Source organism: Rhodoferax ferrireducens (assembly GCF_003347515.1).
GTDB lineage: Bacteria > Pseudomonadota > Gammaproteobacteria > Burkholderiales > Burkholderiaceae_C > Rhodoferax.
The window spans coordinates 1-12,475 of the sequence record NZ_QEII01000236.1 but is presented as its reverse complement, the minus strand read 5'-3'; the positions used below and the strand labels follow the sequence as shown (position 1 = coordinate 12,475).

General features: G+C 61.5%; 12 protein-coding genes. 6 read left to right on the top strand and 6 right to left on the bottom strand.

Annotation, left to right across the window (positions count from 1 at the left end; genetic code table 11):
- Positions 1-1,800 (top strand): ABC transporter ATP-binding protein/permease, encoded by a 1,800-nt coding sequence (locus C5P05_RS05725; protein WP_114968899.1) that lies wholly within the window; start codon positions 1-3, stop codon positions 1,798-1,800.
- On the opposite strand, the gene queC is transcribed toward C5P05_RS05725, so the two are convergent.
- Positions 1,785-2,504 carry a 7-cyano-7-deazaguanine synthase QueC gene (gene queC, locus C5P05_RS05720; protein ID WP_114968898.1) on the bottom strand — a complete coding sequence of 240 codons (720 nt, stop codon included), beginning with the start codon at positions 2,502-2,504 and terminating at the stop codon, positions 1,785-1,787. The two genes, C5P05_RS05725 and queC, sit on opposite strands and share 16 nt — an antisense overlap.
- A 45-nt stretch (positions 2,505-2,549) precedes the next feature.
- Positions 2,550-3,035, bottom strand: coding sequence for a hypothetical protein (locus C5P05_RS05715; RefSeq protein WP_114968897.1), 486 nt, complete (start codon positions 3,033-3,035; stop codon positions 2,550-2,552).
- Positions 3,036-3,184: 149 nt separating this feature from the next.
- Here C5P05_RS05715 and cdd point away from each other — a divergent pair, with 149 nt between their 5' ends.
- Genes cdd through deoA form a run of 4 tightly spaced genes read left to right on the top strand, consistent with a single transcriptional unit; the run spans position 3,185 to position 6,640 of the window.
- Positions 3,185-3,676 (top strand): cytidine deaminase, encoded by a 492-nt coding sequence (gene cdd / locus C5P05_RS05710; protein WP_332871338.1) that lies wholly within the window; start codon positions 3,185-3,187, stop codon positions 3,674-3,676.
- A complete protein-coding gene (locus C5P05_RS05705) occupies positions 3,673-4,500 on the top strand; it encodes a purine-nucleoside phosphorylase (protein ID WP_114968896.1) in 828 nt (275 codons plus the stop codon). The genes cdd and C5P05_RS05705 overlap by 4 nt, the downstream gene beginning before the upstream one ends.
- A complete protein-coding gene (gene deoC, locus C5P05_RS05700; protein ID WP_114968895.1) occupies positions 4,497-5,312 on the top strand; it encodes a deoxyribose-phosphate aldolase in 816 nt (271 codons plus the stop codon). The genes C5P05_RS05705 and deoC overlap by 4 nt, the downstream gene beginning before the upstream one ends.
- Before the next feature lie 5 nt (positions 5,313-5,317).
- Positions 5,318-6,640, top strand: a complete 1,323-nt coding sequence (gene deoA / locus C5P05_RS05695; protein ID WP_114968894.1) for a thymidine phosphorylase — start codon at positions 5,318-5,320, stop codon at positions 6,638-6,640.
- A gap of 49 nt (positions 6,641-6,689) precedes the next feature.
- Here the strand turns inward: deoA and C5P05_RS05690 are convergent, their stop codons facing one another.
- Positions 6,690-7,025 (bottom strand): cupin domain-containing protein, encoded by a 336-nt coding sequence (locus C5P05_RS05690; protein ID WP_114968893.1) that lies wholly within the window; start codon positions 7,023-7,025, stop codon positions 6,690-6,692.
- 221 nt (positions 7,026-7,246) lie between these two features.
- On the opposite strand from C5P05_RS05690, the gene C5P05_RS05685 reads away from it, so the two are divergent.
- Positions 7,247-8,053, top strand: a complete 807-nt coding sequence (locus C5P05_RS05685) for a carbon-nitrogen hydrolase family protein (RefSeq protein WP_114968892.1) — start codon at positions 7,247-7,249, stop codon at positions 8,051-8,053.
- A 91-nt stretch (positions 8,054-8,144) separates the two neighbouring features.
- On the opposite strand, the gene C5P05_RS33570 is transcribed toward C5P05_RS05685, so the two are convergent.
- The 3 genes from C5P05_RS33570 to C5P05_RS05675 form a co-directional block, all read right to left on the bottom strand.
- A complete protein-coding gene (locus C5P05_RS33570; RefSeq protein WP_157979226.1) occupies positions 8,145-8,381 on the bottom strand; it encodes a hypothetical protein in 237 nt (78 codons plus the stop codon).
- 210 nt (positions 8,382-8,591) lie between these two features.
- Positions 8,592-12,017 (bottom strand): DUF748 domain-containing protein, encoded by a 3,426-nt coding sequence (locus C5P05_RS05680; protein WP_232834361.1) that lies wholly within the window; start codon positions 12,015-12,017, stop codon positions 8,592-8,594.
- Between the two features lie 210 nt (positions 12,018-12,227).
- Positions 12,228-12,475, bottom strand: a 248-nt coding sequence (locus tag C5P05_RS05675) for an aldehyde dehydrogenase family protein (protein ID WP_114968891.1), incomplete at its 5' end; no start/stop codon positions are given.

Sequence of the window (12,475 nt, the reverse complement as noted above, 5' to 3'; positions counted from 1 at the left end):
ATGAATTTGTCCCAAAAACTCACCGCATTCAAGACCTTCACGACTCAGGCCTGGGCTTTGACCAAGCCCTACTTCCAGTCTGACGAGAAGTGGAAAGCGCGCGGCCTGTTGGTCGCCATCATCGCCCTGAATCTGGGCCTGGTGTACATGGCGGTACTGTTCAACGAGTGGAACAAGCTGTTTTACGACGCGCTGCAGGACAAAAATGCGGCCGTGTTCTGGACGCAGCTGGGGCGATTCACCTACCTGGCGTTTGCCTTCATCATCATCGCGGTCTACAAGTTTTACCTGACGCAGTTGCTGGAGCTGCGCTGGCGCGCCTGGATGACCGGCCACTACCTGCAGCGCTGGCTGTCCAACCATGCGTTTTACAAACTGGAGCTGAACCGTTTCACGCGGCAAGCCGATGGCGGCGCTCGCAACCCCGACAACCCGGACCAGCGGATTCAGGAAGACATCAACCTGTTCACCAGTTACACCATCTCCCTGACCATGGGGCTGCTCAATGCGGTGGTGACGCTGCTCAGCTTTGTCGGCATTTTGTGGGGGCTGTCGGGCGGCTTTGCGTTTTCCTTCAACGGCGGCCAGTACAACATTCCCGGCTTCATGGTCTGGATGGCGGTGCTGTACTGCGCGGCCGGCAGCATTCTGACGCACTACATCGGGCGGCCCCAGATCAAGCTGAATTTCCAGCAGCAGCGAGTCGAGGCCGATTTCCGACACCACATGGTGCGGGTTCGCGAATACAGCGAATCGATTGCGCTGGACCGGGGTGAAACGGTGGAACGCGTGCAGCTCGATGCCCGCTTCTCGCACGTCCTGGGCAATTACCTGGCGCTGATCAAGGCGCAGAAAAACCTGATCTGGTTCACCAGCTTTTTTGGCCAGGCGGCGGTGGTGTTCCCGTTCGTGGTGGCGGCACCGCGGTTTTTCAGCGGCGCCATCCAGCTCGGCGAATTGATGCAGATCTCCTCCGCCTTTGGCCAGGTGCAAGGCTCGCTCAGCTGGTTTGTGGACAGCTACAGCAATCTGGCCAGTTGGCGCGCCACCACCGACCGTTTGACCAGTTTTGAAGCATCTTTTAGGGCTCTAGCCCCCGTCGATACTGCGCTGACAGCTACCAACACTGTAGCGCTTGACGCGCACGACCTGACCGTGGCCTTGCCGGATGGCGCGATACTGCTGGCGGGGGCCGCGCTGCACGCCAAGCCGGGCGACAGCGTGCTGTTGCAGGGGCCATCGGGCAGCGGCAAGTCAACCTTGTTTCGCACCATTGCAGGCATCTGGCCGTTTGCCAGCGGCACCGTCACCCGCCCGGCGCAGGCGATGTTTATTCCGCAGCGGCCCTATTTTCCCAATGGACCGCTGCGCGACGCGCTGGCCTATCCCGAGGCGCCGGCCCGCTATAGCGATGCCGAACTGCGCCAGGCGCTCACCGACGCCCTGCTGCCCCAGATGGCCGAGCAACTGGACCAGGCCGACGCCTGGAGCCAGACACTCTCCGGTGGGGAACAGCAGCGACTGGCCATTGCCCGCGTGCTGTTGAAGAAACCGAAATGGGTGTTTGCCGATGAAGCCACCAGCGCGCTCGACGAAGTTTCCGAAAATAAAGTATATAAACGGCTTCTAGCCCTCGTCCAGTCTGCGCAAGGCGCTATTATTTCAATAGCACATCGACCCAGTGTGGCGGCCTTTCATAATCAGCATTGGGCGCTGGAAAAATTGCCGGAAGGAGCACCGGCACTGTATCGCCTGGTCGCGCAGACCGCCAAACCGCAAGTCGTTCAGGCCGCGGAATAGCGCTCATAGCCGCGCGCCCGCAGCTCGCAGGCCGGGCAGGTGCCGCAGCCGTAGCCCCAGGCATGGCGGTGTTCGCGGTCACCCAGATAACAGGTGTGGGTGTGCTCGATGATCAGGTTCACCAGGGCCTCGCCGCCGCCCGGCGTTCCGGATTTTTCGCCCAACTCGTGCGCCATCGCCCAAGTCGCGGCCTTGTCGATCCACATCAGCGGGGTTTCAATCAGAAAGCGTTTGTCCATGCCGAGGGAGAGCGCCAGTTGCATGGCTTTCATGGTGTCGTCGCGGCAGTCGGGGTAGCCTGAAAAGTCGGTTTCGCAGACGCCGGTCACCATGACCTGCAGGTCGCGCCGGTAGGCCACGGCGGCGGCCAAGGTCAAGAACAGCAGGTTGCGCCCCGGCACAAAGGTGTTGGGCAGGCCGCTTTGCTCCATCTTGAAGGCGGTGTCGCGCGTCAGTGAGGTGTCACTCACTTCGCCCAGCACCGCCAGGTCGAGCAGATGGTCGTCGCCCAATTTGGCTGCCCATTGGGGAAACTGGCGGCGCAGTTCGGCAAGGACATTGAGACGTGACTCCAGTTCGACGGCATGCCGCTGCCGGTAGTCAAAGGCGATGGTTTCGACCCGCTGGTACTTGCTTAAGGCCAGCGCCAGGCAGGTGGTGGAGTCTTGGCCCCCGGAAAAAAGTACAAGTGCGGTGGTGTGCATCCCTCAATATTAGAGGATGCCAGAGCAAGCCTGAAGCACACGCGCTTAAGTTTTTTCTGTTTTGTTGATTTTGCTGGGCGAGTAAGTCAACACTTCGGTCGACAGCACACCCGGCGTGGCATTGGGATTGGGCTGCCCCATGTCGAGTTGGTTTTTGACCTGCTGAACTTGAACGGCGCTGGCACTGGCGGTCCACAGTGACTTGATGTGGTCAATCAGCAGTTTGGAGATCGGTACCGGTGGTGGATCTTCCACCTTTTCCGGCTCGGGACGGTGGATGGTCCAGTCTTTGGGCGTCGTGGCCGCCTCGGAACCACGTTGAGCCGGATCGGACACACTGGTGTAGACCCCCTCCCCCGTACTGGGCTTGTTGGCCAGGTTCACGAGGTTGATGACGCTGGGCGTGGGCTCAATCGATGTCGTGGCGTTGGCAGAAGGTGCAACGGGAATGACTCTGACTGCCGCGAGCGAAGCCACCTCCGCGCCGGATGGGCGCAGACTGGGGGTTCGATCAAGGGGCGGCAGTTGCATTTTGTGTCAATCCATAATCAGGTTTGAGGCTCTTATCCGTGTTGGTAATTTGTAATCGGCAGATTTAGGGGCTAATTTAGGCCTATTTTTGAAATAAACCCATTTTTTCAATTTTTCCTTCGAGAACCGCTATCTTGAACAGCCGCCGAATGGTCACAACACCGAACCAGCGAGCTATGGCGCAACCGTCGCAGGAGCGTGTTATTGTGAACGGCATGACTCATTTGTATCTCACCGACGCCTTGCAGACAGCCCTGTTGCAAGCCGCTCGTGCAGCCCAGCTTAAGGCGTACGCGCCCTACTCCAGGTACCGGGTCGGGGCTGCGGTGCTGGATGAGCAGGGGCACATTCATGCCGGCTGCAACGTGGAAAACGCCGCCTACCCGGAAGGCTTGTGTGCCGAGGCCAGCGCCTTGAGCGCCATGGTGCTGGCGGGCAGTACCCGGGCACGCGCTGTGCTGGTCGTGGGCACGGGTGGCGCGTGGATCACGCCTTGCGGGGGCTGCCGCCAGAAGCTGCGGGAGTTCTGCGCACCCGACACGCCCATTCTCACGGCCAATGAAACAGAGATGGGCCCCAGCTACACGCTGGCCCAGTTGCTACCCGAAAGTTTCGGGCCTGACCACTTGCCCGCGCCGTGAGCGAGCTGGTTGCCCTGCATACCATCCGCCAGCGTGCGCCCCTGGCGCGCCCCCGCATCGCGGTCGTGCTGGGCTCTGGCTGGAGCGACCTGACCGATCATGTACAAGAGGCTGTTTGCATTCCCTATACGGAACTCGACGGCTTTCCCAAGGCAACCGTCGCCGGCCACAGCGGCATGCTGTGGGTGGGCCAGATTGGGGCCAATCAGGTTGCGGTGATGAGCGGACGCAAGCACGGCTATGAAACCGGTGAGGTCGACGCCATGAAGACGCCGCTGCGCGTGTTGCAGCGCCTGGGCTGCGCCATCCTGGTGCAAACCAATGCGGCCGGCAGCCTGCGGACTGACATGCCCCCGCAAAGCTTGATGGTGCTGAGCGATCACATCAATATGTCGCAACGCTCGCCGCTGGTGGGGGAAGGCGGCTCGGAGCGTTTCGTCAGCATGGTGGACGCTTACGACCCGGCCCTGCGGGCGCACGCCCGCCACATCGCGCTGCAGCGCGGCATCACCTTGCATGAAGGTGTGTACGCCTGGGCGTTCGGCCCCCAGTTTGAAACCCCGGCCGAGATCCGCATGTTCAAGCAGCTGGGCGCCGATGCGGTGGGCATGAGTACCGTGCCCGAAACCATTCTGGCGCGCCATGCGGGCCTGCGCGTGCTGGCCCTGTCGCTCATCACCAACATGGGCGCAGGCCTGTCGACAGAACAGCTCAGCCATGCCCACACGCTGGCGCAAGCCCAATCCGTACGCGGTGTCGCCAGCGGCCTGCTGGCCGACATCATTGGCCAGATTGAATTGCCCCTGGAGATGCCAGAACCATGAAACCTTCACAGTCCACCCACGGCGCAACACCAGACTGGTTGAATGACCGGCACGCCTGCGCGCAGCTGACCTTGTCATGCCTGGACCTGACCAGTTTGAACGAGCAGGACACCGAGGCCGACATTGCCCGCCTGTGCCTGCGGGCGCAAAGCCCCTTTGGGTCGGTGGCAGCGGTGTGCGTCTGGCCACGCCTGGCGGCGTTCGCCCGGACGCAGTTGCCCGATCACATCGCCGTGGCGGCGGTCGCCAACTTTCCTGACGGTAGTTTTGATGTGCAGCGCGCCGTGCGTGATACCAGCATCATTGTGCAAAGCGGCGCGCAGGAGGTCGACGTGGTCATGCCTTACGCGCAGTTGCTTGCCGGCAATGAAGCTGCGGTGAGCCTGGTGCTGCAGGCCGTGCGCAAAGCCTGCCCTAGCCTGGTGTTGAAGGTGATTCTGGAAACGGGTGAACTGAAAGACCCGATGCTTATAGAGCGCGCCTCCCGCCTGAGCCTGGCTGCGGGGGCCGACTTCCTTAAGACCAGCACCGGCAAGACGCCTGTCAGTGCCACGCTGGCGGCGGCGCGCACAATGCTCGCCGCCATCGCCTCGGATCCGGCCGCCGCAAACCGGGTCGGATTCAAACCCGCCGGAGGCATTCGGACGGTGGCAGATGCCGCCGGCTACATCGCGTTGTGCAGCGAAGTACTGGGCGTGCAAGCGCTGACCCCGGCGCGCTTTCGTATTGGTGCCAGCAGTGTGCTGAGCGACATTGAGGCAATTTTGGGTGGCACCGCCCTGCCCCCCACGACGTCTCCGGGCGCTTACTGAGCCAAGTGATGCTGGCCCAGGAGATCATTCGCCACAAGCGCGACGGCCACAGCCTGCAGCGCGCTCAGATCGACGCTTTCGTACGGGGTCTCGTGGACGGTTCCTGGAGCGAAGGGCAAGCCGCCGCCCTGGCCATGGCCATGTTTCTCAAGGGCATGTCCAGCGCTGAAACCATTGACCTGACCCAAGCCATGACACAGTCCGGTGTCGTGATGGAGTGGGCCAGCGCCAACCTACCGGGCCCGATTCTGGATAAACATTCCACCGGCGGCGTGGGCGACAAGGTCAGCCTGATGCTGGCGCCCATTGTGGCAGCCTGTGGCGGATTCGTACCCATGATCTCGGGCCGCGGGCTTGGCCACACCGGCGGCACTTTGGACAAGCTGGACAGCATTGCGGGTTATCAAAGCACACCGGATACCCAGCGTCTGCGCCAGGCCTTGCAGACGGCGGGCTGCGCCATCATCGGCCAGACCGCGGAGCTGGCACCGGCTGACCGCCGGCTTTACGCCATCCGCGACGTCACAGCCACCGTGGAGTCGGTCGCCCTCATCACCGCCAGCATTCTGTCGAAAAAGCTGGCGGCCGGTCTGCAAGGCCTGGTGATGGATGTCAAGGTGGGCAACGGTGCGTTTGCGGCCTCGCAGGCCATGGCGATCGAGCTCGCCCAATCGCTGGTAACGGTGGCCAACGGTGCCGGCCTGCCCACCCGCGCCTGGATCACGGACATGAACCAGGTGCTGGGCGACAGCTGCGGCAATGCCGTGGAAATCAGAGAGGCCGTGGAGTTCCTCCAGGGCAAGCGGCGCGAGACGCGGCTGCTGGAGGTAACGCGGCGCCTGAGCGCCGAGTTACTGCTTATTGGGGGCCTGGCGCTCAATGAAGTACAGGCCTTGCATCAGGTCGACACAGCGCTGGACAGCGGTGCGGCACTGGAGCGTTTCGCCCGTATGGTGGCGGCACTCGGGGGGCCTGCGGATTTCGTTGAGCGCGCCCACCACTACTTGCCCGCCGCACCGGTCCAAATGCAGGTGGTCGCGCCACACGGCGGCTGGATCGGTGGCATGGCGACGCGGGCTATTGGCCTTCAGATCATCGAACTAGGCGGCGGCCGGCGCCGAGCCAGCGATAGCGTGGATGCGCGCGTTGGCTTTACCCAGTTTGTTCAAGTCGGGCAGCGCGTGGAAGCGGGCGACGTGCTGGCGGTGGTGCATGCCGCCGATGCCAATGCCGCAAAAAATACCAGCCAGGTCCTGCTGGCACTGATCCAGATTGCCGACCAAGCGCCTGCCAGCGCGCCCGTGTTCATCACCCGCCTACCGGCTTGACCCTGCAGATCCACACGCATCTACGCTGTAACCTGCAACCGGCTCCATATCAGCGCGGTACTGCGATGCACATGGTCAGCAACGCAGAGGAGTCCACGAGGGCCCGCAGGGCATGAGGCTCCTCGCTTCGCAGGAAGATAAAGTCGCCTGGCAAAAGCACCTGCAATACGTCAGCTGTTCGGAACTCAATACTGCCCTCGATGCACTGGACCGTTATTTCCCCAGGGGCCTTGTGCTCCGTCCACTCCTTGCCAGCGGGCAGCACCAGGCGAACAACCTCCAGCTGCTCTGCCTTGAGAATGGCCGTTGTCTTGGCAGCATTGAGTTGCGCACCGAGCGGCAGGACGCTGACGACTTGACCTGACTGGGCGTGATTCTGGGCCATAGGATTACTCCAATATGAATGATGATTCAATTTGTGGCCAACGATTGCGCTGGCACCCCGCCTACAAGTTTAGCGTCGGGCGACATTGGAATGGGCTGACGGCCTGCGGTTTCTGTTGACAATACTCAGTCCGACCATGCCAAGCCGTCGGACCTCTGCTTTCCTTCGTTCATTCATTCAACGCCACGTTGGCAGACAAACGTTTCAAAGGACAATGGCTTATGAAAATTGCAGCTATCCAGATGGTCTCGGGCGTCAACCTGCAAAGCAACCTTGACGCCGCAGGGCAATTGCTCGTACAGGCATCCGCACAGGGCGCCGAGCTGGCGGTGTTGCCCGAATACTTTTGCCTGATGGGTTTCAAAGACACCGACAAGCTCCATATTCAGGAGACGGTCGGTGCGGGACTGATCCAGGATTTTTTGAGTCAGGCGGCGCGCGATCTCAAGCTGTGGATTGTGGGCGGCACGCTTCCCGTGGCCACGGCAGATGCGCATCGGGTACGAAACAGCGCCCTGGTGTTTGATCCCAACGGCCGCTGCGTGGCACGCTACGACAAGATGCATCTGTTCCGGTATGACAACGGCGGGGAAAGCTATGACGAGTCACGCGTGCTGGAACCGGGGACGCAAGCTGTGAGTTTTGATCTACCGTCCATGGACGGCAGCACCTACCGGATCGGTTTGAGCATTTGTTATGACCTGCGATTCCCGGAGCTGTACCGCAAATTGAGGGCGGACCTGTTGCTGGTGCCAAGCGCGTTCACCTATGCTACGGGACAGGCGCACTGGGAGGTTCTGCTGCGTGCGCGCGCGATCGAAAACCTCGCGTACGTGCTCGCCTCTGCACAGGGCGGTGTGCACGAAAATACACGGCGCACCTGGGGCCACAGCATGATTGTCGACCCGTGGGGTCAAATCCTTGTTCAGCACGATGAAGGTCCGGCTGTCATCATGGCCGAGGTGCGAAAGGAGGCCCTTGAGCTTGCCAGGGCCCGACTGCCGGCGCTCAGTCATTCGGTGCTTTGAGGCTATCGGGTAGTGCTCCAGGGATCTGTGCTACCGGACTTTCTGGCGGTAGATCACCGTCATGGTCAACATATAGCGTCTCAGTTTTCCATTAGTCCTTCAAAAACGCAGGAACACCAGATGGCGCTTTTTCCAGAACAACAAAGCAGAATTTCTCAGGTTTTTGAATTCCGATGAGATGCGCTACCCTCGCTATGCGATGCTGGGCCTCTTCCTCCGAAGCGGCTTCAATTGCGAGTTGGATCTGCCTTGTATTGGGGTCAAAAGCACAGTAAAAATGACCGCTAATGTCACCATGTTCGGAAGGTCGGTAGACTGAAATTTTCATGATTCATGTGCACTCGAAGTGCCCACGGTTGAGTCTTTGAAAAAGGCTCAACTGCGTGAACATTGAGTTGATTAAAACGTTGTCAGATTTTCAGACAAGCATCGTGAAAATGGAATCCAGAGTGAGTATTTCCCCTGTAACAATGACTACAGCAGCGTTGCAAATTACCACTACCTGCCACAAAGATCCAGAGAATCCGTGGTCGTCGTATTACTTTGCCGCCAGCCCCAGCTTGAGCGACACCGGCTTGCCAATATCGGCGCTAATCTTCTCGGGCGCTACCGCGAGCGCACGCGAGGGATCGAGCCCGACCTCCGTTAGCGCAGCGAGAATGGCGCTCGCTCGCTGCGCGCCCAGTTGTGCAAATGCGTCGGCGGCCAGTGGCTGGTTCTGGTCCAGACGCTCCTGCAGCTTGCGGTAGAAGGCGCTCGCATCGGCCACCTGCGGCTCACCCTGAATCAGCTTGCCGACGCGCTGCCATAGAGGCAATTTCTCCTGACCCGTTCCGGTCTCGATGTCTGGAACGGCCGGCTCCATGGCGGAAGCGGCGGAGCCAGCCTCAGCCACCTTTTTTTCTCTGTCGAGTTCCGCGGTGCCAAAACGCTCGGCATACAGACCCCGCAAGGCGCCGCGCACGGCGCGATCGCGCAGGTCCACGGGTCCGGGTTCCTCGCCGGCCGCTAGTTTGATGTCAGCCCGCCGGGCAATTTCAACGCGCACCGCGCGCGTCCTCAGCGCGGCACCATCGGCTGCCTCGCTGTACTGGCCCGGCACCGAGAGTTTCAGTTGCGCGCGCTTGGACAGCACCTGCGCTACCTGTTTCAGCTTCTCGCGCTCTGGTGGCAGCAATCTGGCGCTGCCCGGATCGAATTCGATCGCCTCCAGCTTTTCCCCGCTGACGCCAAGCAGGCCGCCCAGCGCGCGAAACGGTGCAGTCACGATACGGGTGAGCACATTGCTGATGGCCTTCCAGACCACTGCGCCGTAACTGAACTGCGGATCGTTCATGTTGCCGGAAACCGGCAGGCCGAGGTCGATGCGGCCGTCGCTGTCCTTGAGTATGGCAATCGCCAGTTCCAGCGGCAGCTTGAGCGCGTCGGGGCTGTCGACCCGCTCACCCAGGGTCAGCTTGTCGATGACGATCTGGTTGGCGCCTTCGAGCTGGCTATTGCGCACTTTGTATTGGAGATCGAGCGATATCTTGCCTTCGGCAACCCTGTAGCCGGCGAACTTCATGGTATAGGGCGAGGTCGACACCATGTCGACATTCTTGAACACGACATTGACATCGGTGTTGTCGCGCGGCGCGAAGGGGTTGAGCTCCCCGCGGATGCGCGCCAGGCCGAACTCATCGACCCGGCCGTCGAGCTCGATCTGGCTGCGCGAAGTCCGGTTCGACGATAGGCCATTCACAACACCGTTCAACTCATAGATCTTTGCGCCGAACTGCGGCCGCAAACTGAGGTCGGTGAAATCGAGCTTGGCATTCTGGACACGCAAGCGCTGGATGCGCAATGGGAAGGGGTCGTCCGCTGCAGACACGGGGGTAGGCGGCGATTCGACCTTCCCGCTGCCAGTCGCGGGCTGCACCAGCAGGCGCGCCGCATTGAAACTGCGGTCGTTCTCGATGATCAGCGTGGCATTGGGTTCGACCACCCGCAGTTCCGGGATCTGCAGTAGGTTCGGACTGAGGCTCGCGCTGAGCCTGTCGGCGCCTACGTTTCGCCATTGCGCAAACCGCTCGCCGTCTTCTTCGTTGAGCGCCAGGCCAGCGATGTCGACCCCGCCAACATAACGCAGACTGGGGCTTTTTGCCTGACCTGAACCGGTCGAGAGCCGTCCCTGCGCGGAAACGCTGCCGCCCGCAATTTTCAACTTCAAGTACTGACTCAACCAGGGTTGCAAGGGCGCCAGCGCCAATTGTTTGACCCGTACGTCGGCCTCCAGGACACCGCTGGCAGGTACCACCCTGCCCTGCGCCGACAACAAGCCGCCTTCGGCCAAGTTCAGGCCGGCATTGAATTTGACCGGTTGCGTTAGGTCGCTGCTGGCGCCTTCGAGTTTCACAGCGAGGTCTTGCACATGGACCTTGACACCAGTGCCCTGATCCGCGACCTCGGCGCCGAATTTCTTCAATTCCACGCTATCGGCCACGGCAATCCAGGGCGCGCCAACGGATGCCGCCGGTGTCGCCGCCGAAGCGGCCACGCTGAACTTGGGCAGCAGGTTCAGGATGCTGAGCTGCCCTTTGCGGTCGCGTGTGAGCTGCAGTTGCCCACCCTCGGCATAGAGCCGGCCCAGGCTGGCTCGGCGCGCAGCCAGATCGAACGAACCGCCGGTAAAGCCCAATTGCGCCAGCTTGAATGGCGTCTGCGAACCACTCGTGAACGCTAAATCAGCGAGCGAGACCGTCGCATCCGTGACCGCCAGTTTGAAGTCCGCGCCGGCCTGCTCGGCGGTCAGCTGCAGGCGCAGTTGCACTTTGTCCGCGCCCAGCTTGAGCGCTGGGCTGACCGATTCATCGAGCGCGCTGATGGCGACCTGATCGAAGTTCACCTGCTTGACACCCAACTTCCAGTTGTTGATGACAGGCGCCTGGCCCCGGACCGGGGCCGCCACGGGCGCCGCGGCCGTCACCAGGAGCTTCGCCAGATCAAGTTCGCCCTTGGCGTCGCGCCGGACCGTCAGCTTGCCACCGTCGGCGAGCACCTCACCCACCGTCGCCTCGCGGCGCGCCAAGTCGGCGCTGATGTCGCTAACCTCCAGGCGCGTCAACGCGGCGAAGACATCACGGGTGCCCGCGTGCGCCAGCGCCAAGTCGCGCAGCGCCAGCCTGGCGCCGGAAACGCTGGCTTCGAACTTTCCTTCGTTATAGGAAAAGCGGTAAGGCAAAGTGCCGGCAAGCTGCCCGGCTACCACGGTCGCACGGGTGTAGGACTTGAGGTACACCGCCAGCTCCGGCAGGGCAACGTTTTCCAGCGACAGTTCGCCGCTGCCGCGAATCGGATTCACCGACAAATCACCCTTCCAGCGCAACTTGCCGCCGCGCGTCGAATCGGCGCTGAAAGTGTAGGCGTCGTTCCGGTCCGCCAGGGTGCTGAAATTGGTCAGTTCAAAATCAATCGGGAAAAAATTGTTGGTGTAGCCAGCGCGGCGGTCGTGCATATCCAGCTTGCCCTGTTCCAGCGCGAAGCGGCCGATAATCAGGCGTGGCAAGCGGGTGTCGGTGGACGCTTCATGCGGCCGGCGCGCTAACGTGGCCAGCAGTTCGGCGATATTGAATTTGCCGTCCGGCGCGATCGCCAGGCTCGCACTCGGCGCGGTAATGCGAATTTCGGCGAAGCTCCACGCACGCCGAAGCAGAGATCGCCACTGCAGCTCGACGGCGAGTTTGCCAATCGCGAACAGCGGCGCGCCATCGGCCTCGGTCAGGCGCAGATCCTGCACTTGCAGGCGCAAGGTATACGGATTGAAACTGACATCGCCAATCGTCGCCTGGCGCGCCAGTTCGGTCTGTCCAAACTTGGGGACCTGATGCTTGATCAGCAGCGGCACCAGCCAAAAGCCGGCCAGGGTATACACGGCCACCACACCCGCCGCGCCCGCTACCCACCGCCGCCACCGAATATTTGTCAAATGCAAGCCTCTATCTCCCATGTCTTGGATGGCCATTGATGGCCTATTGTCCAGCTACGCTGAAATCAGTACCCCAGACATGAGTATGCCGCTTTGCCGGTCGAACCGGAGAAAGACGCTGCGATCGGCGCGCGAGCCAATTCCGTGACTTGTAACAACAATGATCCGCCCATCGCCGGTGTCACCTTGTCATGCAACCGTGCAGTGATGTCAGATCTGAATATCCCCAATGCAGAGGTATTTGATCTCCACATAGTCATCCATGCCGTGGTGCGAGCCCTCGCGCCCGAGTCCCGACTGCTTGACGCCGCCGAACGGCACGTGCTCGCTCGCCAGGATGCCGACGTTGATGCCGACCATGCCGTATTCCAGCGCCTCGCTGACGCGGAAGATGCGCCCAACGTCGCGGCTGTAGAAATAGCTGGCCAGGCCGAACTCGGTGTTGTTGGCCGCATCAA

Coding starts and splice junctions, on each gene's coding strand:
- C5P05_RS05685 (WP_114968892.1), top strand. CDS start 7,247: ATGAAAATTGCAGCTATCCAGATGGTCTCGGGCGTCAACCTGCAAAGC.
- C5P05_RS05725 (WP_114968899.1), top strand. CDS start 1: ATGAATTTGTCCCAAAAACTCACCGCATTCAAGACCTTCACGACTCAG.
- C5P05_RS05715 (WP_114968897.1), bottom strand. CDS start 3,035: ATGCAACTGCCGCCCCTTGATCGAACCCCCAGTCTGCGCCCATCCGGC.
- C5P05_RS33570 (WP_157979226.1), bottom strand. CDS start 8,381: ATGAAAATTTCAGTCTACCGACCTTCCGAACATGGTGACATTAGCGGT.
- cdd (WP_332871338.1), top strand. CDS start 3,185: ATGGTCACAACACCGAACCAGCGAGCTATGGCGCAACCGTCGCAGGAG.
- deoC (WP_114968895.1), top strand. CDS start 4,497: ATGAAACCTTCACAGTCCACCCACGGCGCAACACCAGACTGGTTGAAT.
- queC (WP_114968898.1), bottom strand. CDS start 2,504: ATGCACACCACCGCACTTGTACTTTTTTCCGGGGGCCAAGACTCCACC.
- C5P05_RS05690 (WP_114968893.1), bottom strand. CDS start 7,025: ATGGCCCAGAATCACGCCCAGTCAGGTCAAGTCGTCAGCGTCCTGCCG.